The organism is Flavobacterium nackdongense (genome assembly GCF_004355225.1).
Classification (GTDB): Bacteria; Bacteroidota; Bacteroidia; order Flavobacteriales; family Flavobacteriaceae; genus Flavobacterium; species Flavobacterium nackdongense.
Map to the genome: position 1 here is coordinate 1654899 of NZ_CP037933.1, position 24142 is coordinate 1679040.

At 35.8% G+C, this 24142-nt stretch carries 25 protein-coding genes; 14 read left to right on the forward strand and 11 right to left on the reverse strand.

Translation table 11 applies throughout. The features are described from left to right. Positions 1-134 precede the first annotated feature (134 nt). A complete protein-coding gene (locus tag E1750_RS06980; RefSeq protein ID WP_133276085.1) occupies positions 135-332 on the forward strand; it encodes a hypothetical protein in 198 nt (65 codons plus the stop codon). Positions 333-400: 68 nt separating this feature from the next. Here the strand turns inward: E1750_RS06980 and hisS are convergent, their stop codons facing one another. Next, positions 401-1771 carry a histidine--tRNA ligase gene (hisS, locus tag E1750_RS06985; protein ID WP_133276086.1) on the reverse strand — a complete coding sequence of 457 codons (1371 nt, stop codon included), beginning with the start codon at positions 1769-1771 and terminating at the stop codon, positions 401-403. Between the two features lie 180 nt (positions 1772-1951). On the opposite strand from hisS, the gene E1750_RS06990 reads away from it, so the two are divergent. Then, on the forward strand, positions 1952-3193 hold the full coding sequence (locus tag E1750_RS06990; RefSeq protein ID WP_133276087.1) for an ABC transporter permease: 1242 nt from the start codon (positions 1952-1954) through the stop codon (positions 3191-3193). 121 nt (positions 3194-3314) lie between these two features. On the opposite strand, the gene prmC is transcribed toward E1750_RS06990, so the two are convergent. Both prmC and E1750_RS07000 read right to left on the reverse strand, forming a co-directional pair. Beyond that, complete coding sequence (gene prmC, locus E1750_RS06995) at positions 3315-4220, reverse strand: peptide chain release factor N(5)-glutamine methyltransferase (protein WP_133276088.1); 906 nt, start codon at positions 4218-4220, stop codon at positions 3315-3317. Continuing rightward, positions 4210-4743, reverse strand: coding sequence for a GNAT family N-acetyltransferase (locus tag E1750_RS07000; protein ID WP_133276089.1), 534 nt, complete (start codon positions 4741-4743; stop codon positions 4210-4212). Before E1750_RS07000 ends, prmC begins: the two co-directional genes overlap by 11 nt. 117 nt (positions 4744-4860) lie before the next feature. On the opposite strand from E1750_RS07000, the gene ribD reads away from it, so the two are divergent. The 3 genes from ribD (at position 4861) to E1750_RS07015 (ending at position 7211) form a co-directional block, all read left to right on the forward strand. Beyond that, a complete protein-coding gene (gene ribD / locus E1750_RS07005; RefSeq protein ID WP_133276090.1) occupies positions 4861-5904 on the forward strand; it encodes a bifunctional diaminohydroxyphosphoribosylaminopyrimidine deaminase/5-amino-6-(5-phosphoribosylamino)uracil reductase RibD in 1044 nt (347 codons plus the stop codon). Then, positions 5897-6505, forward strand: coding sequence for an HAD family hydrolase (locus E1750_RS07010; protein WP_133276091.1), 609 nt, complete (start codon positions 5897-5899; stop codon positions 6503-6505). The genes ribD and E1750_RS07010 overlap by 8 nt, the downstream gene beginning before the upstream one ends. A gap of 94 nt (positions 6506-6599) precedes the next feature. After that, on the forward strand, positions 6600-7211 hold the full coding sequence (locus E1750_RS07015) for an IMPACT family protein (protein WP_133276092.1): 612 nt from the start codon (positions 6600-6602) through the stop codon (positions 7209-7211). A 46-nt stretch (positions 7212-7257) separates the two neighbouring features. On the opposite strand, the gene E1750_RS07020 is transcribed toward E1750_RS07015, so the two are convergent. Further along, positions 7258-7659 carry an acyl-CoA thioesterase gene (locus tag E1750_RS07020; RefSeq protein WP_133276093.1) on the reverse strand — a complete coding sequence of 134 codons (402 nt, stop codon included), beginning with the start codon at positions 7657-7659 and terminating at the stop codon, positions 7258-7260. Positions 7660-7844: 185 nt separating this feature from the next. Here E1750_RS07020 and dnaA point away from each other — a divergent pair, with 185 nt between their 5' ends. The 4 genes from dnaA (at position 7845) to E1750_RS07040 (ending at position 11185) form a co-directional block, all read left to right on the forward strand. After that, on the forward strand, positions 7845-9272 hold the full coding sequence (gene dnaA, locus E1750_RS07025; RefSeq protein WP_133276094.1) for a chromosomal replication initiator protein DnaA: 1428 nt from the start codon (positions 7845-7847) through the stop codon (positions 9270-9272). A 6-nt stretch (positions 9273-9278) separates the two neighbouring features. After that, a complete protein-coding gene (locus tag E1750_RS07030; protein WP_133276095.1) occupies positions 9279-9746 on the forward strand; it encodes a low molecular weight protein-tyrosine-phosphatase in 468 nt (155 codons plus the stop codon). Between the two features lie 90 nt (positions 9747-9836). After that, positions 9837-10430 carry a Uma2 family endonuclease gene (locus E1750_RS07035; protein ID WP_133276096.1) on the forward strand — a complete coding sequence of 198 codons (594 nt, stop codon included), beginning with the start codon at positions 9837-9839 and terminating at the stop codon, positions 10428-10430. Positions 10431-10462: 32 nt separating this feature from the next. Continuing rightward, entirely contained in the window at positions 10463-11185 is a 723-nt protein-coding gene (locus E1750_RS07040) for an SAM-dependent methyltransferase (RefSeq protein WP_133276097.1), read from the forward strand. 295 nt (positions 11186-11480) lie between these two features. On the opposite strand, the gene E1750_RS07045 is transcribed toward E1750_RS07040, so the two are convergent. From E1750_RS07045 to dapF, 5 genes are all read right to left on the reverse strand, one after another. Beyond that, on the reverse strand, positions 11481-12116 hold the full coding sequence (locus E1750_RS07045; RefSeq protein WP_133276098.1) for a peptidoglycan-binding protein LysM: 636 nt from the start codon (positions 12114-12116) through the stop codon (positions 11481-11483). Positions 12117-12225: 109 nt separating this feature from the next. Further along, a complete protein-coding gene (locus E1750_RS07050) occupies positions 12226-13143 on the reverse strand; it encodes a DUF2279 domain-containing protein (RefSeq protein ID WP_133276099.1) in 918 nt (305 codons plus the stop codon). Next, positions 13140-14180 (reverse strand): endolytic transglycosylase MltG, encoded by a 1041-nt coding sequence (gene mltG / locus E1750_RS07055; RefSeq protein ID WP_133276100.1) that lies wholly within the window; start codon positions 14178-14180, stop codon positions 13140-13142. Before mltG ends, E1750_RS07050 begins: the two co-directional genes overlap by 4 nt. An 11-nt stretch (positions 14181-14191) precedes the next feature. Beyond that, the gene (locus tag E1750_RS07060; RefSeq protein WP_133276101.1) at positions 14192-14722 is read right to left on the reverse strand and encodes a GNAT family N-acetyltransferase; all 531 of its coding nucleotides are present in this window, start codon (positions 14720-14722) and stop codon (positions 14192-14194) included. Between the two features lie 39 nt (positions 14723-14761). Beyond that, complete coding sequence (gene dapF / locus E1750_RS07065) at positions 14762-15565, reverse strand: diaminopimelate epimerase (protein WP_133276102.1); 804 nt, start codon at positions 15563-15565, stop codon at positions 14762-14764. Between the two features lie 544 nt (positions 15566-16109). On the opposite strand from dapF, the gene E1750_RS07070 reads away from it, so the two are divergent. Then, positions 16110-17504 (forward strand): S1C family serine protease, encoded by a 1395-nt coding sequence (locus tag E1750_RS07070; protein WP_133276103.1) that lies wholly within the window; start codon positions 16110-16112, stop codon positions 17502-17504. 243 nt (positions 17505-17747) lie between these two features. On the opposite strand, the gene E1750_RS07075 is transcribed toward E1750_RS07070, so the two are convergent. Next, complete coding sequence (locus tag E1750_RS07075) at positions 17748-18206, reverse strand: Lrp/AsnC family transcriptional regulator (protein WP_133276104.1); 459 nt, start codon at positions 18204-18206, stop codon at positions 17748-17750. A gap of 201 nt (positions 18207-18407) precedes the next feature. Between E1750_RS07075 and ald the strand changes: the two genes are divergently transcribed. Further along, positions 18408-19526 (forward strand): alanine dehydrogenase, encoded by a 1119-nt coding sequence (ald, locus tag E1750_RS07080; RefSeq protein ID WP_133276105.1) that lies wholly within the window; start codon positions 18408-18410, stop codon positions 19524-19526. Between the two features lie 162 nt (positions 19527-19688). On the opposite strand, the gene E1750_RS07085 is transcribed toward ald, so the two are convergent. Next, complete coding sequence (locus tag E1750_RS07085) at positions 19689-21098, reverse strand: APC family permease (protein WP_133276106.1); 1410 nt, start codon at positions 21096-21098, stop codon at positions 19689-19691. Positions 21099-21396: 298 nt separating this feature from the next. Here E1750_RS07085 and E1750_RS07090 point away from each other — a divergent pair, with 298 nt between their 5' ends. The 3 genes from E1750_RS07090 to E1750_RS07100 all read left to right on the forward strand — a co-directional run bounded on the left by E1750_RS07090 (position 21397) and on the right by E1750_RS07100 (position 23935). Beyond that, positions 21397-22095 (forward strand): ribonuclease HII, encoded by a 699-nt coding sequence (locus tag E1750_RS07090; protein ID WP_133276107.1) that lies wholly within the window; start codon positions 21397-21399, stop codon positions 22093-22095. 200 nt (positions 22096-22295) lie between these two features. After that, positions 22296-22904 carry a hypothetical protein gene (locus E1750_RS07095; RefSeq protein WP_133276108.1) on the forward strand — a complete coding sequence of 203 codons (609 nt, stop codon included), beginning with the start codon at positions 22296-22298 and terminating at the stop codon, positions 22902-22904. A gap of 149 nt (positions 22905-23053) precedes the next feature. Further along, positions 23054-23935: a hypothetical protein gene (locus E1750_RS07100; protein WP_133276109.1), complete on the forward strand. Its 882-nt coding sequence runs from the start codon at positions 23054-23056 to the stop codon at positions 23933-23935. Positions 23936-24142 lie beyond the last annotated feature (207 nt).

Below are 24142 nucleotides of genomic sequence, written 5' to 3' on the forward strand. Positions count from 1 at the left end.
AAAACATCAAACCAAAAACCAGATTAATTAAGGAAACATTAACTTGTTTGCTACTTGCTTATACATTTTTCTTGTTATATTTGTTAACCCTATTGGAAATTATTCCTAGTCCATAACAATTAAATTGATACAAAATGAAAAAATTATTTACTGTAGTAGCACTAGCGCTTTTCTCGATAAGCATTAGCGCTCAAGAAACAAAACCAGCAGCTAAAACATCAGCTAAGAAAGAAGCTAAAAAAGCTACGACCGAAGAGAAAACAAAAGCTACGACCGAAGCCAAATCCAGTTGTGATAAAACTGCTAAAAGTTGTTGTGCTAAAAAAGCCTAACTCTTCTTTTTATAAGCAAAAATGCCTCGAAAAATTTTCGAGGCATTTTTTTTATACTGCATACTATTTTATTCCAAAGCTGCTTTTAGCTCTTCAAAATTGACTAAAACCTGTTCCCCGGAATTTAAATTTTTCAGAGCGAATTTCCCCTCGTTCATTTCAGATTCTCCCACAATTACAGCATAAGAGATACCGCGTTTATCGGCGTGTTGAAATTGTTTTCCCACCTTGGCTTTATCAGGATACAATTCCACTTTAATGCCATAACTGCGCAATTTTATGATGGCTTGCATCGAATAAAACGCTTCCTTTTCACCATAATTGATAAACAAGGCTTTTGAAGTCGAAGTCACTGTTTCTGGGAATAAATTCAATTCATCAAGAACTAGGTAAATCCTATCTAAACCAAAAGAAATACCGACTCCGCTCATATCCTTCAAGCCAAAAATACCGGTCAAATCATCATATCTTCCTCCTCCTCCAATCGAGCCCATCGCGACGGTTTTGGGTGCCGCTACTTCAAAAATAGCACCTGTGTAATAATTCAATCCGCGAGCTAGGGTTACGTCTAAATCTAAAATGGCTTTATTCAAACCTAGATTTGTTACATTGTCACAAATAAATTGCAACTCTGCCACACCTTTCATTCCCTCCTGCGATTCAGCCAATAATGTCGAAAGTTGATCCATTTTCTCCAAAATACTTCCTGAAAAATGAAACAACGGCTGCACTTTTTCAATCGCCGATTCCTCAATTCCTTTTTCGATCATTTCTTTTTTGACACCGTCCTCTCCAATTTTGTCGAGTTTGTCCAAAGCCACCGTAAAATCAATTAATTTATCTTGGGCGCCAATGACTTCGGCAATGCCAGCCAGGATTTTTCGATTATTAATTTTTATCGTCACACCTTCCAAACCCAATTGGGTAAAAACCGAATCGTACAATTGCACCAATTCGACTTCTTGCCACAAGGATTTCGAGCCTACCACATCGGCATCACATTGAAAAAATTCTCTGAAACGCCCTTTCTGCGGACGATCGGCTCGCCAAACAGGTTGGATTTGATATCTTTTGAAAGGAAATTCAATTTCACTTTGGTGCTGTACTACATATCTTGCAAAAGGAACGGTTAAATCATAGCGAAGCGCTTTTTCAGAAATGCTTGAAGTCAACTTATTACTTTCTTTATTTTGCAGTAATGCAGCATCGGCTTTCGCCAAATAATCACCCGAATTCAAAATTTTGAAAATCAAACGATCACCTTCTTCTCCATATTTCCCCATCAAGGTTTCGGAGTTTTCGAACGAAGGCGTTTCAATCGGTTGGAAACCAAATTTCTCGAAATTGCTCTTTATAGTTGCGATAATATAGTGACGTTTTGCCACCTCAGCGGGTGAAAAATCCCTGGTTCCTTTGGGAATGCTTGGTTTTGATGCCATCTTTTTAAGTTTACAGTCCGAAGTTAGAAGTTGGAAGTTAGAAGCTGGGAGCATTAAACTTCCATCTCCCTACTTCCATCTTCCTACTTCACGTTGCAAATATCTTGTTTTTAAAATAAAAATCACATCTTCTAAGGCAAACTTGTAACAAAAATTGTAATTTCGTGTCAAATACGTACTATGTTTAAATTATTTAGAGAAAACGTCCGAATTGCTTTTGGTTCCATCAGAACCCAATTGCTGCGCACCATACTTACGGTCTTGATTATCGCCATTGGAATTACCGCTTTAGTCGGTATTTTGACAGTGGTTACGGCTTTAGAAAATACCATTTCTTCGGATTTTGCTTCGATGGGAGCCAATACTTTCAATATCAATCAATACGAAAACACTTCGAGAAGACGGGGTGGCGAAGAACGGGAAATCATAAATCCGATCATTTCCTATCCCGAAGCCGTAGCTTTCAAAAACAAATATAAATTTCCGCTGACAGAGACTTCTATTTCATTTACAGCGACTTCAACGGCTGAAATAAAATTTGAATCCGAAAAAACCGATCCCGAAAATAAAGTGGTGGGTGTCGATGAATATTTTATGGTTAACTCGGGTTTAGAAACAAGCTCCGGTAGAAATTTCACAAGCTTTGACATTCAAAACAATACCTATTCGTGCATCGTGGGCTCTGATTTTGAAAAAGGATTACTCAAAAATGTCAACCCCATCGACAAAATCATTTCCATTCGTGGCGCCAAATTTAAGGTTATTGGCGTGTTAAAAGAAAAAGGTTCCACCTTTGGCAACAGCCAAGATTTAAGAGTTTTAATCCCAATCCAACTGGCGCGATCGCTGTTTACGGCGCCCAACATCAACTATACCCTAAGTGTGATGGTGGATAAAAAAGATTTTTTAGACGAAGCCATCGATAATGCCAACAGCACGATGCGAAGAATTCGGAAATTAAATCCGGTGCAAGACAATAATTTTGCCATCGTAAGAAGTGACGATCTGATCAACAGAATCCTAAGCATCACACAATATTTAGGCGTTGCATCTTGGCTTATTGGCATCATCACTATTCTAGGTTCTTCGATTGCATTAATGAATATAATGGTGGTTTCGGTTACCGAGCGCACCCGAGAAATTGGAGTCCGAAAAGCATTGGGCGCCAAAAAAAGCACTATTGCATTTCAGTTTTTTATTGAGACCTTACTAATAGGTCAAATGGGCGGATTAGTGGGAATAATTTTTGGAATATCGATTGGATTTGCTATTGCATCGGCCATTGATTTTGCTTTTGTAATTCCTTGGGGAGCGATTATTTCGGCGTTTGTAACCAGTTTTGCCGTAGCTATAGTTTCGGGTCTATATCCAGCCGTAAAAGCATCTAAATTGGATCCTATCGAGGCGTTGCGATACGAATAAGTTGGCAGTGTTCAGTTTTTAGTGGTCAGTTGGCTGCAGTTTGTAGCAGAGAATTTTTGCGAATTTACAAAAAAATGAAGTGGTCAAAAGACTGAACACTCAAAAACTGATCACCGAACACTTAAATTGTGCCTCGAATCATTCTATCATTCCCATAAATATCTTTGCGCAATTCAATGTTTTTGAAACCCATATTTTCGAGCAATCCTATCATTTCCTTCCCTAAATATTGATTGATTTCGAAGAATAATTGTCCGTTTGGAGAAAGGTTTTTCTGGGCTAATTCGGCTATTTTTCTGTAAAAAACAAGGGCATCATTATCATCAACAAATAGTGCCAAATGCGGTTCGTTGTCTAAGACATTTTTCTTGATTTCCTCTTTTTCAAACTCTCGAACATAAGGAGGATTCGAAACGATAATGTCAAAATAAGTGGGAAGTGGGAAGTGGGAAGTGGGAAGTTTTTCTAAATCATCCGTCTCTAAAATATTGGTATTTATAAAAATCACTTTGACTTCATTAATTTCGGCATTTTTCTGGGCTGTTGCCAATGCTTTTTCCGAAACATCAATAGCGAAAACTTCCGCATTTGAAATATTTTTAGCCAACGAAATAGCGATACAACCACTCCCCGTTCCAATGTCCAAAATTTTTAAATTTTTACTCCCATCTTCCCGCTCCCCTCTTCCCGCTTCCATCTTCCCACTTTGTATAATCCATTCCACCAATTCTTCGGTTTCGGGTCTTGGAATCAGGACATTTTCATTGACTTCAAAATCCAAACCATAAAAACTGGTTTTCCCTAATAGGTATTGCACTGGAATTTCTTGCTTCAGTTGTTCTAAAATGGAGTTCCAAATCTCAATTTCATCATCAGAAAAAGTCAAATCAGGATCCAAAGCAAAGTCAATTCTTTTCAGCTTTTGCTTTTCTTCCAAAATCAAATAGAAAAAACTTTCCGCTTCTCCAGCATCATAAATGGCCGAAAGCTCCTGAATAAATTGGGTTCTGTATTGTTTAATTTTCATTTGCAATGCTATTTTTTGTTCCCTCTTCGAGCTTAGGGGCTAATTCCTTCAACATCCATACAGGACAAGAAACGTGGCCTGTACTTCCCATTGGCGCACAAATATATTCGAAACCTACTTTTTTGTAGAGTTTCTGGGCATCGTGCATAAATGGCATCGTTTCGAGATAGCATTTTCTATAACCAAAATCCTTGGCGGCTTGCAAACAGTTGTACATCATTTGGCTTCCTATTCCCAAACCACGAATTTCGGGCAGAAAATACATTTTTTGTAATTCACAAATGGTGTCGGCTTCATTTTCAAGTGGCGCTACTCCAGCTCCACCAAGAATTTTGCCCTCACTTTCTACTACAAAATAAACCGATTTTGATTTGTTGTATTCCTCAAACATCAAATCCAAATAAGGGTCAGCGTACGCAGTACCTACTTTCGGAATGTTCAATTCGTCAAAAACAGCGCGTATTAAACTGGCAACCGCAGGATTGTCTTTCTTTTCAATTTTTCTAATAATCCAATTTTCCATTCTTTGAAATATTGATTCTGTAACACAAAAATAGCTATTGTTTATGGTAATTTTCTAAAGTTTCAAAACTAATCCCGAAATCTCGGGACTAAACTCAAAATCATTACTTTTGCCTTTGTGGAAAAACATACTCAATATATGCGCCGATGTCTCGAACTTGCCAAAAATGGTTTGGGAACAACCTATCCTAACCCAATGGTAGGTAGCGTTATTGTGTGTGATGGCAAAATCATTGGCGAAGGCTGGCATAAAAAATCGGGGGAACCACACGCCGAAGTGAATGCCGTAAATTCCGTAAAAGACAAGTCGTTGCTGAAAAAATCGACAATTTATGTAAGCTTGGAACCCTGCAGTCATTTCGGAAAAACACCGCCTTGTTGTGATTTGATCATCGAAAACGGGATTCCAAATGTGGTGGTTGGAACAGTGGATCCCAATAAAAAAGTGGCTGGAAACGGAATCAAAAAATTAATCGAAGCCGGAAAAAATGTTACTGTTGGCTTACTCGAAGCCGAGTGTAACGAGCTTAACAAACGCTTTTTTACATTTCACAAAAAGAAAAGACCTTTTATTATATTGAAATGGGCCGAAAGTCAGGACGGTTTTATTGCGCCATTGACCAAGTCAGAACAAAAACCTGTTTGGATTACCAATACCTTTTCACGTCAGTTAGTGCACAAATGGCGCAGCGAAGAACAGGCAATTCTCGTGGGAACGCAGACTGCTATTGACGACAATCCAAAATTGAATGTTCGAGATTGGACTGGTAAAAACCCTATCCGAATCGTTTTAGACCAAAATAATCGGATTGCAAAAGACAATCATCTATTTGACAACCAATCGAAAACCATCATTTTTTCGAATGCATCAATCGCAATTAATGAAGAAAACACTACCTTTGAGGTCATCGACTTTAAACAAAATTTGGCCGAACAGCTATTAAATGTATTGTACAAACACCAAATTCAATCGGTAATTATTGAAGGCGGTTCGCAAACTATACAAACTTTTATCGACGAAAATCTTTGGGATGAAGCACGTATTTTCAATGGAAATTGTCGCTTTGAAACTGGGATAAAAGCGCCATTTTTAGCGCTAAAAAAGAACACTTCTCTCGCCATAACAAATGACTTACTTTTAATTTCTAGAAATAATGATTAATACAATTATTTTTGATTTTGGAGATATTTTTATCAATTTAGATAAAGAAGCGCCTATTCTTGAACTGAAAAAATTGGGATTAACCCAATGGAATGAGGACTTGAATCAATTGAATCTACAATTCGAAAAAGGGCAAATTTCCGAAGAAAATTTCTTGGCCGGCTTCCAAAAACAGCTGCCAAACGCATCGATAGAAGAGATTCTTTACGCTTGGAACTCTATTCTGTTGGATTTTCCTTTGCGCCGTTTAGAATTCCTTCAAAAACTCGCCAAAAAATACCGATTGTTTTTATTGAGCAATACCGATTCGATTCATATCGACACTTTCGAGCGCGAAAACGGCCTATCCTTTACTAAAGATTTTTACTTATGTTTTGAAAAAGTGTATTTTTCGTTTGAAATGGGTATGCGGAAACCCGATGCAGAAATCTTTGAATATTTAATACAAAACCACGAATTATCGCCAAAACGCACCCTTTTTGTTGATGACAAAAAAGAGAATACCGATGCAGCACTTGCACTTGGAATTCAAGTTTGGAATCTTCAAGTGGGTCAGGAAGATGTGGTCGATTTATTCCAGAAAAAAGAATTTGAATTGTAAAAAAATTCAATGGCAATAGCAATGAAAAACAAAGCATTAAAATCAAGCCCTTTCTATTACTAATTGATTTTGAATTTGAATTTTGCCATTAAAAATGCAAGACACCTATAAAACCATCGCCTTTCCTTCGGATGAAATTCTTTTCAAAGAAAAAAACAGCAAATTTTTCGGTTACAGTTTTCCAATTGAATCTGAAGCCGAAGTTAAGCCCATTTTGGATGTTTTAAAAAAGCAACACCCCAATGCTGTTCATTATTGCTATGCCTATCAACTAGGAACCCATTCTATTATGTATAGAGCAAATGACGATGGTGAACCAAGTAATACCGCCGGGATGCCCATCTATGGCCAAATTCAATCTTTTGGCATAACCAATGTTTTGGTGGTGATTGTCCGAATTTTTGGAGGTATCAAACTGGGAGTTGGCGGCTTGATTTCGGCTTATCGAACTGCCGCTCAAATGACATTAGAATCGGCTGAAATAATCGAAAAAACCATCAATATTCATTTTATTATTGCATTCGATTATAAAAACATAAATAAAGTAATGCGGGTAGTAAAAGAAAAAAAACTGGAAATAGTGGCTCAAACTATGGAAATGAGTTGCGAAATCGAAATTGTGACCCGAAAAAAAAATGCCGAAATGATTTTCGACATTTTTGATTCTATGTTTGAAGTCAAAATTAAACAACTGAAACAAAATTAAAAAAAAGAGTTGTTTTTGTCATTTTTTTAAAAAACGGCACCTTTTTTTAAGTTCTATTTAATACATCTAAAATATATTGAGGCGGACTCATAGGTTTGCCTGTTTTCATATCAACAAAAACCAAAATAGAATTGCCAGTTGTTAATAACTCATCACTTTCGTTGTAAAGTTCATAGTCAAATTCAATCTTAACAGTCGTCCTATTTTTCAGAATTGTTTTTAAGGTTAAAAGTTCATCATATCGAGCCGGTTTTTTATAATTCATGCTGAGCGATACGACAGGGAGCATAATTCCGTTTTCTTCCATCCATTTATATGATATTCCTTTGTTTCTAAGCCATTCGACCCTTCCTATCTCAAAATATTGGGCATAATTTCCGTGATAAACAACCCGCATTTGATCGGTTTCTGAGTAACGAACTCGAATTTGAGTTTGATGATATTCCATTAAATTTTGCTTTTAAAAATTAAAAAATTACACACTCCATACAACAATATTTTGTAAAATTTACATCTAAAATATTTTTTTTTAGCTAATTTTATTCACATATTTGTTATCCCAAAAAAATAGACCCTACCTATCATATTTTTTTATAGAAAAACATTACAGAACGAAATAATTTAACCAAATTTATGAACAAGACTGCACAATCAGTATGGGAAAACTGCCTCTCTTTTATAAAAGATAATATACCCGACCAAGCGTACAAAACTTGGTTCGAACCCATCAAGTCAGTTGAACTTACCGATAATGCACTTTACATTCAAGTACCAAGTAAATTTTTTTACGAATGGCTAGAAGAACACTATGTTAAATTATTGAAAGTAGCTCTAACCAAAGAACTCGGGAAAAATGCAAAGTTACTCTATAAAATTAAAATGGAAAACACTTATGGTAATAAACAACCGTTTACGGAACAATTACCTAGTTCGAATCGTGTGCCTATGAAACCACAAGATGTTGATGCTCCATACAAAAATCTAAATCCAGAACTCAAAAATCCTTTTGTAATTCCCGGGATTCGAAACCTTAAGATCGAATCACAACTGAATGCGAACTATAGTTTTGACAATTTCTTAGAAGGAGACTCCAACAGATTGGCACGTTCTGCCGGTATGGCTGTGGCCAATAAACCAGGTGGGACTTCATTCAATCCTTTATTAATTTTTGGCGGAGTCGGTTTAGGAAAAACCCATTTAGCGCACGCTATTGGAGTTGAAATCAAAGATAAATATCCAGAAAAAACAGTTTTATACATATCGGCCGAAATTTTTACCCAACAATATATTGATTCCGTTAAGAAAAACAACCGAAATGATTTTATTCATTTCTATCAATTGATAGACGTTTTAATCATTGACGATGTGCAATTCCTGTCGGGAAAATCAGGAACGCAAGACGTGTTTTTCCATATTTTCAATTATTTACACCAAAACGGAAAACAAGTTATCTTAACTTCGGACAAAGCTCCTGTTGATATGCAGGACATCGAACAACGTTTATTGTCCCGTTTCAAATGGGGATTGTCGGCAGAATTGCACCAACCTGATTACGAAACCAGAATTTCAATCCTCAAAAATATTTTGTATCGCGATGGTGTCGAAATTCCAGAAGATATCATTGAATATGTGGCTCGAAACATCAAATCGAATGTTAGAGAACTTGAAGGGGCAATAATCTCTTTGATTGCACAATCTTCTTTTAACAAAAAAGAAGTAACAATAGAACTCGCCAAAAATGTTGTTGAAAAGTTCGTAAAAAATGTAAAACGCGAAATTTCTATCGACTACATTCAAAAAATTGTATCGGATTATTTCCAACTCGATGTAGAAACATTACAATCTAAAACCAGAAAAAGACATATTGTTCAAGCCCGTCAATTGGCTATGTTTTTTGCCAAAAAATTCACCAAAGCATCTTTGGCAAACATTGGCTCGCAAATAGGCGATCGCGATCACGCAACCGTTTTGCACGCTTGTAAAACCGTTGATAATTTAGTTGCCACTGATAAGCAATTTAAAAAATTTGTCGAAGACATCAATAAAAAACTAACGCTATAAACGTTTATGTCCATCAAAATTTTAATGGTTTGTTTGGGGAATATTTGTAGATCTCCTTTAGCTGAAGGAATTTTAGCTTCAAAACTTCCCAAAAAAAAATTCCTAGTGGATTCTGCAGGAACAGGTGCTTGGCATATTGGCCGGCACCCTGACCCACGCTCTATAGCCATTGCCAAAAAGCACAAGCTCGATATTTCGCAACAGCGAGGCAGACAATTTACTAAAGATGATTTTGATGCTTTTGACTACATCTATGTTATGGATATTGCTAATTATCAGGATGTTGTACGTCTTGCCGACAATTTGGAACAAACAAAAAAGGTACAGCTCATTTTAAATGAATTGTTTCCCGATGAAAATGTAGATGTACCAGACCCTTATTATGGAGTAGCCCACGGTTTTGAATCAGTCTATAAAATGCTGGATGAAACTTGTGAGGTTATTGCAAAAAAACTCATCGAAAAACATTGCTAAACCACCCTTTCTCTTTACTTTTTGCTACTTCATAAAAAGCAAGAAAACAATTGATAGTTTTTTTTTAACTTTGTAAAAAACGAATTCGTTATGCCAACCATAGTAAAAAACTTTTCGGATTTAGATTTAACAAAAACCTATACGTATTCGGATTATTTGCTATGGCAATTTTCCGAGCGTGTAGAATTGATAAAAGGTTTTATCCTAAAAATGAGTCCTGCGCCGAGCAGAAATCATCAAACCATATCACAAAATTTGAATTGGAAAATTTATAGTTTTTTTCAGAACCATAGTTGCAGCGTATATGTTGCTCCTTTTGATGTTCGATTGCCTATAAAATCTGCAAAAAAAAACACTACCGTAGTACAACCAGATTTGTGCATTATTTGTGATGAAAATAAATTGGATGACACAGGCTGTAATGGCGCTCCGGACCTAATAGTAGAGATTTTGTCGCCAAAAAACAGCAAACACGATGTCGATACCAAGTTTAATTTATATCAAGAAAGTGGCGTAAAAGAATATTGGATTGTTGAACCCGAAGAACATATTGTTTTGGTTTATACACTTAAAGATGGAGAATATATTGGATCAAAACCATTTTCAGAAGGTGAAATAATAAAAAGTATTCTTTTTCCAGAAATGAAAATTGAAGTTGAAGATGTTTTCAAGAAAGTAAAATAATCTCACGCAAATTATAGAATTGTATTTAATAAATGAAATCAAACCCCCTTCTTGGAAAACTTTATTTAATCCCAACCACTTTAGGCGAGGGTGACCCCAATGATGTTTTGCCTCAAACCATCAAAAGAACTATCGATTTCATTGAGGATTATATTGTCGAAAACGAAAAAACGGCTCGAAAATTTATAAAAAGCATTCAACCCGAAAAGATTCAAGCTTCCTTACGATTAAGTGCTTTGAATAAACACACCGAAGTTTCTGAACACGCAAAAATGCTACAACCATGTTTAGCCGGAAAAAATGTGGGCTTAATGAGTGAAGCCGGATGTCCAGGCGTAGCCGATCCTGGCGCTGTCATTGCGAAATTGGCGCATGAGAAAGGAATCCAAGTAGTGCCATTGGTTGGACCCTCTTCCATTTTATTGGCAATTATGGCCTCTGGTATGAATGGTCAAAGTTTTGCGTTCAACGGCTACATTCCAATCGACAAAGCCGAGAAAAAAAGCGCTCTGAAAAATTTAGAAAAGTTATCACAAGACAAAAATCAATCTCAGATATTTATAGAGACTCCGTATCGTAATAATAAAATGCTCGAGGATATCATTCAGGCTGTGAATCCAGCGACCTTTATTTGTGTTGCTACAGACATTACTCTACCTACCGAATTCATCAAAACAATGAGAGCTGCAGATTGGAAAAAAATAAAAGTAGATTTACACAATCGGCCGACCATTTTTATCATTCATAAAATGTAAAAAGCAAAAAAACCATCAACTGTTGCTGATGGTTTTGCATTTTGGTATTACTGGAAATGTTGTGAAGTTTTTTTTACCACATAGTTTTTAATAAGGTTCCGATAGCTATCAGGATGTAGATTTTATTTTTAGAAAGCTTCGCTTTTGCATAGTATGCAAAGCACTATGTGCAAAAAGAATTTTCTATGTCAATCTTTTTTAACAATTTCGACTACTTTTCTATGTGGTTTAAATTAATTTCAAATTTATTCTCACACAAAACCCAGTAGAACCTGCATTTTTAATCTCTTTATATTTATTGCACTTTAGCGTTACTATCAGCTTCAATTCCTGAAGTTTCATATCCGCCAAATTCTCTCATATAACTTCGTATCGAGGTACCATAGGCATCCTTGAAATAGCGTTTGCCGTCATACTTAAAGAATTTTTTAACCGAACCTGGCCCACCGAGATGTGCTGCGGCCAAAATTCCCGATTCTGTTATCAATATTCCGGCAACGACTTGACCTTCATATTTATCAATAACATCCTTTAAAATCGCTTTATTTTGAGCAAGAAGAGTCACAAAAGCTTTTTCTTGCATTTTGGGACTATTTAAAAACCGGCTACTATCGTGAATTCCGACCGTTTTCAAGGTTGCTTCACCGAACTGGTATTTCCCCAAATACCCTAAAGAATTTACTTTTTTGTATTTCCCCTGAGATTCCTTATGAGCAATTGCTTCCTTATATCCCACAAAAAATTTTCCTGTATAAGGAATGTTTAAGCTGGTGTATTCATCTGGTTTTTCTGAAGGAAATAAGTAGTGTGCTTCGTCGTTTTCATTGATAAGAAACCAATCGCTAGCATCTGAATTTGCAGGTTTAAAACCCGCGCTTAAAAAGGCAATAATAAGAGTCAAACTGGCATAAAAAGTCCACTTGTTTATCATAAAATGTTTTTCTTCAAACGCTGTCACCCTTTGAAATTTCTGCGGTGCAAAGATACTCAAAAATGCCAAAAACCAAAAATATAACTGAAAATCAAGCTGTTAAACTTTTCTAAAAATAAAAAGCATAGCACTTGAAACCGCTCTGAGGCGAGTACTCAATCGTTGGCGCTGGAATTTTTATCGTGTTAAAAACGGAAAAAAAAGTCTTCAAAAAATGTGATTTCGTCTCGATTTTTGTCAAATCGACGTCCAAACTGAGGTAAAATTGTCGGTTTTTTTCTATTTTTTGGTCTAGTACTAAGGCAAAATCTCCCCCATTTCCGCTAATCATCCCTTCTGCTCCGTAACCAAAAGCAAGGTTCAACCACTTGGGTATTTTTGAAGTTTTAGTAAAGGAATATAAATTGACCGACAACCAATAGGTTTGTCCGTTATAATCTTTGAGAATTTGCTCCGAAAAAGTACTTCCCAAAACATCAGGTCTATAATCTGAATATTGCGTTTTATGGTATGAAAATTTGGGAATAATACGCTGCTCTTTCCAAATTATCTCTTGAGAAACGAACAAGGCCGTTCCAACCGCATTGGCAAAGATATCGCCCGCAGATGCTCCCCATTCGGCTGAATAGCCATCCATCACTTCAACAGCGGTTAAGAACACAAATCCCAAACCGGCTCCATAAAGCAATTGATTCTTCTTGCTAGCACCACTCCAATTTAAAGCCTCGGCACCATAACGACCTAGGTGGTAAGACGAATAGAGATGCCCTAATTTGTCCATTTGCAACCACTGGGAATTGTCATTGATAAAATGAAAATCGGCTTTAGGATAATCGGCATACCAAAGTTGATTTAACCCAATCAAAGCCGCAGAACCTACAACTGCTTCTGAAATGAAGACCGAATTTTGTCTTTTCTGATGTAAAGAATCGGCCGGTTTGAAAAAATTATCGAATGATTTTTGCGCCAAAACGCTTTGGAACACCAACAAAAACAAACTAATGTATTGTCTATGCTTCAAAATTATCTTGCCACTCCTTGGCCGTTAATCCAATCCGAATATTTCTTGGCATTCACATTATGCTCTGGCAAAGTTGCAGCAAATTCGTGATATCCAAAACGATCCACACTGGCACAGAAATAGATAAAATCGTGTTTTTCTGGTGCCAAAACTGCTTCAAGTGCGGTAATATCAGGCATAGCAATAGGTCCAGGCGGAAGCCCAATCACTTTATAGGTATTGTAAGGCGAATTCAAAAACAAATCATTGTAAAAGACTCTTTTGATTGTTTGCTTGAAATCATTGTCCTTCAATTTTTTTGCAAAAATAACAGTAGGGTCCGCTTGAAGCGGCATTTCCAATTTCATTCTATTCAAATATACTCCAGCAATTCTCGGTCTTTCGTCCTTTTTGACCGATTCTTTATGTACAATCGAAGCTAAAATAGTGGCTTCTACAGGTGTCAAACTTTGTTTTGCTGCCTTTTCGGTTCGCTCTTTATTCCAGAAATTATGATATTCCTTGATCATTTTGTCCCGAAATTTCTCAGCTGAAATATTCCAATACACTTCATAAGTGTTGGGAATAAACATTACAAAAACATTTTCGCTAGTAAAATTATTTTCTTTTAAAAAAGTGGAATCTTGAAATGTATTTATTAACAATAAGCTATCGGGTTCGATTTGTGAACTTATTCTTCCAGCAAAATCTTCTAATCGTTCCTGATTATTAAAAGCCAATTTTACAGGAACATTACTCCTTAAGGCTTTAACCAACTGATAACTATTCATCCCATTAGTCAATAAAAACCGACCTGGTTTTACGTTTTCGGGATAGCTTCGTTTATTGGCTACCATTTCAAAACGATTCATATTTTCGACCAAGGGCTCCAGTATTTTCTTGACATCTTCATAGCTTGAGCCCGTTGGCACTTGAACGTAGAACTCCTTTTGGGAAAACTTAGTGTTTTTTGAAAAAACTTGATTCGCCAAAATTCCTCCATAAATTAGCAAAACTGACATTAAAACAACAGATACGATGGTTATGATTTTCTTTTTATCCAAAACGATATGATTTAAATTTTGTTAATTAACTGAAAAATAGCTTCGTCCTGATATTGGCCTTTCACTAAATTCCAATCTTTTTTGGTGCCTATTTTTTCGAATCCAAATTTAGCAAAAAGTGCCAAACTGGCTGCATTTTCTGTTCCAATATTTGCATACAATTGATGCAAGTTCAAATGATAAAAAGCATATCGAATCAAAAGCTCCAAAGCTTCGGACCCAATATTCTGTTTTCTATGTTCAGCACCTTGAATGACGATGCCAATTCCTGCGCGATTATTTTTGGGGTCAAAATCAAACAAATCGATTAGTCCAAGGGCTGGAAAATCTTCATCCTGACAAATCGCCAATCGCAATTGCTTGGCTTCATAAATATCCTGATGTGCATTTTCGAGGTATTGCTTCACCAAAAACCGACTATAAGGCGTTTGCGTATTGCTGACTTCCCAAATGCTTTGGTCGTTTTCCATAGCATATACAAACTCCAAATCATTGGGTTCGAGTGCTCGGAGGTAGATGTTTTCGCCTTTTAGTGTGATCATTTTCAAAGTTAGAAGTTAGAAGTTAGAAGTTAGAAGTTTTTAAACCTCAACCACCCCTTTAAAAACAAATTCCGCCGGACCAATCAAGAAAACATTGGTAAAAATATCCCCCTTTTTATCAAAAGAAACGGCTAATTTTCCGCCTTCCACGTTCAAATTAATCGAAGTTGCATCGGTTTGTCCTGTAGCATTCATTGCAATGGCAACTGCGGTTGCGCCAGTTCCACAAGCCAAAGTTTCATCCTCAACCCCTCTTTCGTAAGTGCGAAGCGAGAACGTATCCTCATTAATTTTTTTTACGAAATTGATATTGCTTCCTACTTTTCCGTATAATGAACCGTAACGAAGCGCAGCTCCGTTTTCTTTTACATTATAATGTTCCAAATCTTCAACCAATTGCACGTGATGCGGCGAGCCGGTATTCATAAAAGTATAATCGCTCTCTTTTTTTATATCCGTCACATCAATCATTTTAAGAGAGACAACGCCATTCTCGTCAACAGAAGCGTGATGCCAACCATCTGCAGCCATAAACATACAGCTGTTCTGGATAATATTCAGTTTTTTGGCAAAGGCAACAATACAACGGCCACCATTGCCGCACATTGAGCTTAGATTTCCATCCGAATTGTAATAGACCATCCGGAAATCGGACGGCATAGCGATTATGGAGGACATCGGGTTGTTTTCTAATAAAATCAAGCCGTCAGCACCAATTCCAAAACGTCGATCACACAGACGCGCCACGAGTTCATTATTTTCCTTTGGGAAAAAACCAGAACGATTGTCAATCATCACGAAATCATTTCCGGTTCCTTGGTATTTGTAAAATTCTATTTGCATTTTGGCTCAATTTAAGAACTGCAAAAGTACAAATTTGAATTGAAAACATTAAGTTAATTTCCAGGGCATTCGCGTTTAAAATTCTCAGACACGACACGAACGAAGTGAACTGGCGAAGCAATTACACGAATTAGCACAAATTGTATTTGTTTTAAAATTAAATTCCACGAATTTTAGTTGTTTTAATAATTCGTGTAATAAAAATAAATTGAAATCTGTGTCAATTTGTAACCCGAGCGATAGCGAACAGACGAAGCAAATCTGTGTCAACTTTTTTTAACAGTGAATGCCGTGGCTAATTTCTGTCGCAAAGATTCAAGCATAAAAAGTTTTAATTAAAAACGCAATTCCTTAAATCACAAATTTATCCCAACGATTACTATACCATTTTTTGGAACTTCTTTGTCTTGGTGTCTTTGGGACCTCGTGGCACAAACCAAATTATTAATGATACGTTAAAGTCTGTTAAGTGAGCGTTAAACTGCTTTTTTGAAAAAACAAAATTCATAATTTTACAGTGTAAATTCTTAAATAACTAATTAAAATGAAACGATTTTCCAATCTTTTTTTAGTGTCATTGTTAAGCGGAGCTGTAACATTAGCCTCCTATAAATTACTTTTTGATGACAATGGCTATTTTTCGAAAAATTCAATTGTAACTCAAGCCGAACCATCGTTTGGACGGAATGTGGGTTTATCTGCTGAAGCTGTCGATTTTACTGCAGCCGCCGACAAGACTATACACACCGTCGTTCACGTAAAAAATGTTTCGCGTACCACCGTTTCCAATCCAATATTGGAATATTTCTACGGTTTTCAAGGCGGACAGCAACAAGAACAAGTGGGGACAGGCTCCGGGGTAATCATTTCGGAAGACGGGTATATCGTGACTAACAATCACGTGATCAAAGATGCCACCGAAATCGAAATCACCCTGAACAATAAGAAATCGTATAAAGCCAAACTCATCGGCACCGATTCGAAAATGGACATTGCCTTATTAAAAATCAATGCCGAGGATAAATTACCTTATACCACTTTTGCCAATTCGGATTCGGTAAAAATTGGCGAATGGGTTTTGGCCGTTGGAAACCCTTATAATTTAACTTCGACCGTTACGGCAGGAATTATTTCGGCCAAAGCCAGAAATTTAGACACCAGTGGCATTCAATCTTTCATCCAAACTGATGCAGCTGTAAACCCAGGAAACAGTGGTGGTGCCTTGGTAAATACTAGAGGTGAATTAATTGGAATCAACACTATGATATCTTCTCCAACAGGAAGTTATACTGGATATTCTTTCGCCATTCCTTCGAATAATGCTCGAAAAATAATCGATGATTTGATAGAATTTGGCAATGTGCAAAGAGGCGTTCTGGGGGTTGAAGGAGGCGAATTGAACGCGAAAGCATCCAAAGAATTGGGCGTAAGTGAAACGCAAGGATTCTATATCAGTAATGTCAGAAAAAAATCGGGAGCCGAAAAATCCGGTTTGCAAAAAGGTGACATCATCGTCAAGCTTGACAATCAAAACATTGCAACTTATGCCGATCTTTCGGGTTATATCAACACCAAAAGACCCAACGATAAGGTGGAAGTTATGTATATCAGAGAAGGAAAAAACAAAGTAGCCTCGGTAGTTTTGAGTAAAAACGAAATTTTCAGTTCTGAATTTAAAGGTTTAGAATTAGAAAATATCGATGCCAACGACAAAAAAAGGTTTCGTCTTGCCGATGGAGTGAAAATAAAATCGGTTACCAATGAAAACTTAAAACAATACGAGGCAGACCTCATTGGAAATATCATCTTGAGCATTGATAATATCAAAATCAAGGACATCGAATCGGCTTCGAGAGTTTTCAATACTAAAGCTGAAAACGAAAGCGTTCAAATGGAAATGATCAATAAAAGAGGAGAAATCATCCGAATTATCATTTAGATATTACAGTTTTTTGTGTAAAAAGAAGTGCAAATATTTTAAACCATTTAGAGCATTAAGTTTTACAGGATATCTTTATAGACAAAAGCGAAGCAAACTTACTGACCTTAATGGTTTGAAAAAATTAAATATGCACAACATTTCAAGTTGCATTATCATTTAAAATAAACTCATAAAATAGAGTAAAAACAGACCGCAGATGCACAGATTAATTTAAAAATCTCTGTATCTGCGGTTCTCTTTTTATATCGGCAAAACTGTTGTGCTCTTGACTTCGGAGATAATAAAAAAACTATTTATCAGCGAAACCTCAGGCAAAACCGATAATTTTTTTTGATGAAAATAATGGTAACTTTCCATATCGGGCAAGACTACTTTGAGCAAATAATCGAAATTTCCTGAAACAAAATTACATTCCAAAACTTCAGGCATATTCATAATCGATTGATTAAAGCCTTCCGAAATATCGTGTGTTTGCTTGATTAGGGTCACTTGACAATATATAATTAGGTTTTGGCCTAATTTTTTTTTGTTTAAAATCGTAACGTATTTTTCGATAATCCCTTCTTTTTCCATCCGTTTCATCCGGTCGTGAACGGGTGTCAGCGAAAGATTTATTTTTCCCGCAATATCTTTCAAGGTCAAATGAGCATCTTCTTGAAGCAGTCGTAAGATTTTTTTGTCGGTTTCGTCTAGTATCATATTTTAAAAAAAATTAAATGAATCCTCTTTTAATAGTTGTTTTTTCGTTTTCGAAATACCATTTGCACTCTTTAAAGAAATATTTTATCCAAATATAATAAATAAAATAAATATTTTCTTAGTTTTATGTATAAAACTACGTGCATTTACTTTAATACTAACTTTGCGATACTATTCACTAACAATAAAATCTTATACATTATGATCATCGGAGTCCCAAAAGAAATCAAAAACAACGAAAATCGTGTAGCACTTACACCGGCAGGAGTAGCCGAATTCAAAAAAAACGGTCACCTAGTTTATGTCCAAAAAGGCGCTGGCGAAAATAGCGGTCTAAGCGACGAGGAATACACCGCGGCTGGAGCTGAAATAGTACCGACCATAGAAGCTGTTTATGACATTGCCGAGATGATCATCAAAGTAAAAGAACCGATCGCTTCGGAATATCCATTAATCAAAAAAGATCAATTACTTTTCACCTATTTCCACTTTGCCTCTTGCGAACCGTTGACTCACGCAATGATCGAGCAAAAAGCAGTTTGTTTGGCCTACGAAACAGTAGAAAAATCAGATCGCAGTTTGCCTTTATTGGTACCTATGTCAGAAGTTGCTGGAAGAATGGCTATTCAGGAAGGCGCAAAATATCTTGAAAAACCAATGAAAGGAAAAGGAATCCTTCTTGGAGGTGTTCCGGGAGTTCCACCAGCAAAAGTTTTGGTTTTAGGAGGCGGAATCGTAGGAACACAAGCCGCAAAAATGGCTGCCGGATTCGGCGCAAGGGTCGTGATTATGGATGTAAGCTTACCTCGTTTACGTCATTTGGCCGATATTATGCCAGCCAATGTAACTACAGTTATGTCTAATCATTATAACATTCGCGAAGCTATTGCCGAAGCCGATTTGATTGTTGGAGCCGTATTAATTCCAGGAGCCAAAGCGCCTCACTTAATCACTCGCGATATGCTAAAATTAATGCACCCAGGAACTGTGGTAGTTGATGTTGCGGTAGATCAAGGCGGTTGTATCGAAACTTGTACTCCAACAACCCACGAAAATCCAACATTCATCATCGATGATATCGTTCACTACTGTGTTGCCAATATGCCAGGAGCCGTTCCTTATACTTCTACTTTGGCTCTAACTAATGCTACTTTACCTTATGCTTTGCAATTGGCCAACAAAGGATGGAAAAAAGCGTGTGCTGAAAACGAAGAATTGAAAAAAGGACTCAACGTAGCCAACGGAAAAGTAGTTTATGAAGGAGTTGCCCAAGCTTGGGGATTGCCATTCGAAAACGTGGACAGCGTATTGCAGAACTAGTGAAGCCTATAATTTATTAATAGTAAGACTTAAATCTTATAAAATTCAAAATCCGTCAAGTTGTATAACGAGACGGATTTTTGTATTAAAATGCACAAGCTTGACACAGATTTTTTCACAAATTCCCACAGATTAATTTGTGAAATCTATTTCAAATAAGCACTACTCTTTCTGTTTAGTCATATAATACACTGGAATTCCTGTTAGCATAATCAAAACACCCCAGCCACAAGTCGAGAATTTAGTCAACAACAACGAAACACAAACAGCCGACGCAATTACAATGTACAACAACGGTAAGAAAGGATAACCAAAAGCCTTATAAGGTCTATCGGCATCGGGCATTTTATTGCGTAGAATAAATATTCCATAGATTGTCAATATGTAAAATATCAATACGATAATGATTACAAAATCGAGCAAATCACCATATTTTCCTGTCAAACACAAAACCGAAGCCCAAATACATTGTACCCACAAAGCATATTCTGGCACACTAGCTTCATTTAGGCTGGCCGCTTTCTTTAAAAACAAACCGTCTTTTGCCATTGTGTAATATACTCTGGCTCCAGCCATTATTGCACCATTATTGCAGGCAAAAGTCGAAATCATAATCATTACTGCAATAATAATGGTGCCCATATCACCAAAAGTATATTGGGAAGCCACGACAGCAACTCTATCAGATTTTGCAGTTGCTATTTCGTCCAACGGAATAACTGCAAGATACATCAAATTAGTCAAGACATAAATAATGGTCACTATAAAAGTGCCAAGAAACAAACTTAGCCCCACATTCCGCTTTGGATTTTTGATTTCGCCAGCAATAAAAGTAACACCAACCCAAGCATCACTTGAAAACAAAGAACCTACCATCGCTGCCGAAATCCCGGTAATTAAAGCCGTCCCGCCAATTGGCATCCAAGAACCATTATCCACATTAAAGGAACGAGTATTCCAAGCATCAGCCCAGTTTGCATTCCAAATATCGGCTTTGGCAGCCAAAAGAAAACCAAAAACAATCAAACCAAACAAAGACAAAATCTTGATAATTGTTAAAACGGTTTGCATTATTTTACTTTTTTTTACTCCTCTACTATTAATGTATGTCAATAAAACAATCATTACTATTGAAACAATTTGAGCCGCATTGAGTTTGAAAGAGCCTATTTCACAAAGAATATTTTCATCGCTTAAAGGCGGTACTAAATAAGCTGCAAATTTTGAAAAACCTACACCTACTGCGGCAATCGTTCCTGTTTGAATAACAGCAAAAAAACTCCAACCATAGAGAAAAGCAATTAGTTTATTATAAGCTTCCTTGAGATACACATATTGCCCGCCTGCTTTGGGGAACATCGCACTCAACTCGCCATAACTTACTGCAGCAATCATTGTGATTAATCCCGAAATCACCCAGATTAAAGTAAGCCATCCTGCCGAACCTACTTGTCTAGCGATGTCTGAGCTTACAATAAATATTCCCGAACCAATCATCGAGCCCACCACGAGCATTGTTCCGTCTAGTAATCCGAGTTCTCTTTTAAAATGTTCTTCGTTGTTGTCTTGCATATTATTTTGGTTTTTTTGGTTGGCTAAAGATATACTTTTTTTGGAAATTTCAGAAAATAGATAAAAAAGCAGTTTTATTTGGGCGTGCCCCTTCGTGAAAAACTTCGGGTCGGGCTGTACGTTCTCGCTTTTTTATCAATTGCCACGGGTTTAAACCCGTGGCAATTGATAAAAAGAGCTCCACTGCCATCCCTCACGCGGTCCAACACCACAAGATTTGACAACTTTTTGAAAGTTGTCAAATCTAAAACCTACTATTTCGCAAAAAATGTTAATATTTGTCTTCAAATAGTTCCAAATGCTGCATACAAATTTTTCGAATCGCATTCTAGAAGCCGGTACCGACGAGGCCGGTCGCGGTTGTTTGGCTGGTCCCGTTACGGCGGCAGCTGTGATCCTGTCCCCAACCCTCTCCAAAGGAGAGGGAGCTAAAACGGATGTTATAAAATTTCTATTAGAACAACTAAACGACAGCAAACAACTGTCTGAAAAAATCCGAGAAAAACTCCGTCCCATTATCGAAGAATACGCTGTTTCGTTTGCTGTAACGCATTTGCATCCGAAAGAAATTGACGAAATCAATATCCTGAATGCCTCGATGAAAGGAATGCAGGAATCTATTTTGAAATTAAACACCACTCCCGAGTTCATAATCGTGGATGGCAATCGCGCTTTGAATGCTAAATTGGGTTTAAAAAACAGTTTTGGAAAACAATTTACAAAAGAAGAAATCGAATTTTTGAAATCGATTCCCAACCAAAGTATTATAAAAGGCGATTCGAAATATTTGAGTATTGCTGCCGCTTCCGTTTTGGCAAAAACCTATCGCGACGAATATATGAACGCTATTCACGAGGAATTCCCGATGTACAATTGGAAGAAAAACAAAGGCTATCCTACTATGGAACATCGTGAAGCCATCCGAAAATACGGCACTACCAAATACCACCGAATGAGTTTCAGATTGTTGCCCGAGCAGTTGAAATTGGAGATTTAGGTTGTTTTTTAATAAAAATTCTTTTGATGATTTGTAAAGAATTATTTATATATTTGTGTTGCATAAATTAAAAATTATCCGCATAAATACTAGTAAAAACTTGCGCATAACATACCCATTTGGAATAAAAACTGGTAATTTTATGCGTATATAATGTAGTTGGCAAACAGTTTGAAAAAACGAAAGAAACAAACAAAGGAATGAAGTTTCAAAAAAAAGATAAACTAGGTCTAATATTTACAACTATATTTTTACTCATTATTACGTTGTCAATATTTATTGATATAAACAAATACATTCCAAATTTCAGTGAATGTTTACCTCTTTTTATACCGTTTTTATATATTATTGATATTTTTGAATCCATTAGATATTCAAAAAACAAACCTGAAAACGAAATCAGAATAAAAAGTAATAACGATAATTATTATAGTATTATACCTTTCATTTTCGGTGTAATTTATTGTTTTTTTTCAATAATATTTTTCTTTATAACCGAAAATGAAAAATTATTATCTGTACTTTATTTTATATCAGGATTGATTTTTATTTTTAAGGGTTTAATTTTTATTCCATCAGTATTAGTTAAAAATGATAACGGAAAGTTGTATTTAGAAAACGGAAAAGAAATAAATAGTTTTGAAATTGAACATATTGAAAGTATAGTATTATCCGAAAGTGATATTAGATTAAACCTTCATAATAATAAAAAGTATATTTTTTCACATCTTGAATTAAACGCCACTGAAATCGAAAAGACAACTATTTTTATTAAAAAGTACTTTAACATAAGTATTGAACATAAATAAAACCGATTTGCCAACAGCTACTACAACGGATTTGGGCAATTGGCTTAATGGAAAGTTGGTTTTGTATTTGGGAATATTTGGCAAATCCGAAAATAGAGCTTAATTTAGTCCCAAACCCGCTGTAGTAGCGGGACGTTTGCAGTAATTTTATGAAAAACCTAACAACCATATTTTTATTAGTAATATCATTTATTGCTCAATCTCAAAGTATTGAAAAAAAGCAATTAGATATTGCATATAAAACTAATTCAAAAGAATTACTTAAAGAATTTTTCTTGAAATGGGAAAATGATATAAAGCCTTTATCAAAAGAAGAAGAAAATATTCTAAATGACACTTTGAAGCAAGTTTATAATGCATATATTGAATTCTATAATCCAAGTCGAATACAAAAACTTGGCGGTTCAGAATTTGGAAATAAAATTTATAAAAAAGTAAAATATTATGTTGTTCAAAATAGATTGAAAATATTTTTTACGGACAAAATATATTATTCAAAAAAAGAAGTTGAACAATATATTCCTTTAAGAATATCCCAAAGTAAATTGTCAGATTCTATAAAGCAAAATTTACTAAAAAAGAACAATGGAAAATTATCTGAAAGAGTTATTGAAAGATACAATCCAAACAACATAAGATTTGAAAATCTAAAGTTTATAAAAAGGGATTCAATACTTAATTTTAGACCAAAAATCAATATTAGAAGTAGAAAAATTGTCTTTTTAAATAACAATTACGAAAAAGAAATTAGTCTTTTTTTAAGTGATTCTACAGACACAAAAATTTCGCCCAATGATGAAAAGGAAAATAGAAAAAAGTTCATCGAAAATTATATAAAAATATATGATGGACATTGGGGAGGATATTGGCAATTAACAACTTATCCAGAAGCTTATTCAATCATATTTGACAAGAAAATGAATTATGCTAAAATTTATTTTAGAATGATTTATCAAGGTGGAGAAGCAATATTAAAAAATGAAAATGGCAAATGGAAACTAATTGAATCGAAATTAACTTGGATTGAATGAAAAAACTACCCCGCTAGCACTCGTTTGTCCACGTTCTCTGGTGCTCGATTGCATCGAGTACCTACATAAATTAAAAGACAAAAAACGTAGCGTTTGCAACGCGGTTAATAAAAAAACAAGTGAAAAGAGCCGCGTTGCAAACGCTTTATTCAGTTTATAAAAGTAAGCAGGTACTCGATGCAATCGAGCACCAGATTAGGAACGTTA

What these genes read in the sequence shown, in the direction of transcription:
- E1750_RS07040 (WP_133276097.1), top strand. Translation starts at nt 10,463, where the DNA reads ATGAAATCAAACCCCCTTCTTGGAAAACTTTATTTAATCCCAACCACT.
- E1750_RS07100 (WP_133276109.1), top strand. Translation starts at nt 23,054, where the DNA reads ATGAAAAACCTAACAACCATATTTTTATTAGTAATATCATTTATTGCT.
- E1750_RS07090 (WP_133276107.1), top strand. Translation starts at nt 21,397, where the DNA reads ATGCTGCATACAAATTTTTCGAATCGCATTCTAGAAGCCGGTACCGAC.
- E1750_RS07030 (WP_133276095.1), top strand. Translation starts at nt 9,279, where the DNA reads ATGTCCATCAAAATTTTAATGGTTTGTTTGGGGAATATTTGTAGATCT.
- E1750_RS07015 (WP_133276092.1), top strand. Translation starts at nt 6,600, where the DNA reads ATGCAAGACACCTATAAAACCATCGCCTTTCCTTCGGATGAAATTCTT.
- E1750_RS07095 (WP_133276108.1), top strand. Translation starts at nt 22,296, where the DNA reads ATGAAGTTTCAAAAAAAAGATAAACTAGGTCTAATATTTACAACTATA.
- E1750_RS07035 (WP_133276096.1), top strand. Translation starts at nt 9,837, where the DNA reads ATGCCAACCATAGTAAAAAACTTTTCGGATTTAGATTTAACAAAAACC.
- dnaA (WP_133276094.1), top strand. Translation starts at nt 7,845, where the DNA reads ATGAACAAGACTGCACAATCAGTATGGGAAAACTGCCTCTCTTTTATA.
- E1750_RS07060 (WP_133276101.1), bottom strand. Translation starts at nt 14,722, where the DNA reads ATGATCACACTAAAAGGCGAAAACATCTACCTCCGAGCACTCGAACCC.
- hisS (WP_133276086.1), bottom strand. Translation starts at nt 1,771, where the DNA reads ATGGCATCAAAACCAAGCATTCCCAAAGGAACCAGGGATTTTTCACCC.
- E1750_RS07085 (WP_133276106.1), bottom strand. Translation starts at nt 21,098, where the DNA reads ATGCAAGACAACAACGAAGAACATTTTAAAAGAGAACTCGGATTACTA.
- E1750_RS07020 (WP_133276093.1), bottom strand. Translation starts at nt 7,659, where the DNA reads ATGGAATATCATCAAACTCAAATTCGAGTTCGTTACTCAGAAACCGAT.
- ald (WP_133276105.1), top strand. Translation starts at nt 18,408, where the DNA reads ATGATCATCGGAGTCCCAAAAGAAATCAAAAACAACGAAAATCGTGTA.
- E1750_RS07010 (WP_133276091.1), top strand. Translation starts at nt 5,897, where the DNA reads ATGATTAATACAATTATTTTTGATTTTGGAGATATTTTTATCAATTTA.
- E1750_RS06990 (WP_133276087.1), top strand. Translation starts at nt 1,952, where the DNA reads ATGTTTAAATTATTTAGAGAAAACGTCCGAATTGCTTTTGGTTCCATC.
- E1750_RS07070 (WP_133276103.1), top strand. Translation starts at nt 16,110, where the DNA reads ATGAAACGATTTTCCAATCTTTTTTTAGTGTCATTGTTAAGCGGAGCT.
- E1750_RS07045 (WP_133276098.1), bottom strand. Translation starts at nt 12,116, where the DNA reads ATGATAAACAAGTGGACTTTTTATGCCAGTTTGACTCTTATTATTGCC.
- E1750_RS06980 (WP_133276085.1), top strand. Translation starts at nt 135, where the DNA reads ATGAAAAAATTATTTACTGTAGTAGCACTAGCGCTTTTCTCGATAAGC.
- E1750_RS07000 (WP_133276089.1), bottom strand. Translation starts at nt 4,743, where the DNA reads ATGGAAAATTGGATTATTAGAAAAATTGAAAAGAAAGACAATCCTGCG.
- dapF (WP_133276102.1), bottom strand. Translation starts at nt 15,565, where the DNA reads ATGCAAATAGAATTTTACAAATACCAAGGAACCGGAAATGATTTCGTG.
- E1750_RS07075 (WP_133276104.1), bottom strand. Translation starts at nt 18,206, where the DNA reads ATGATACTAGACGAAACCGACAAAAAAATCTTACGACTGCTTCAAGAA.
- prmC (WP_133276088.1), bottom strand. Translation starts at nt 4,220, where the DNA reads ATGAAAATTAAACAATACAGAACCCAATTTATTCAGGAGCTTTCGGCC.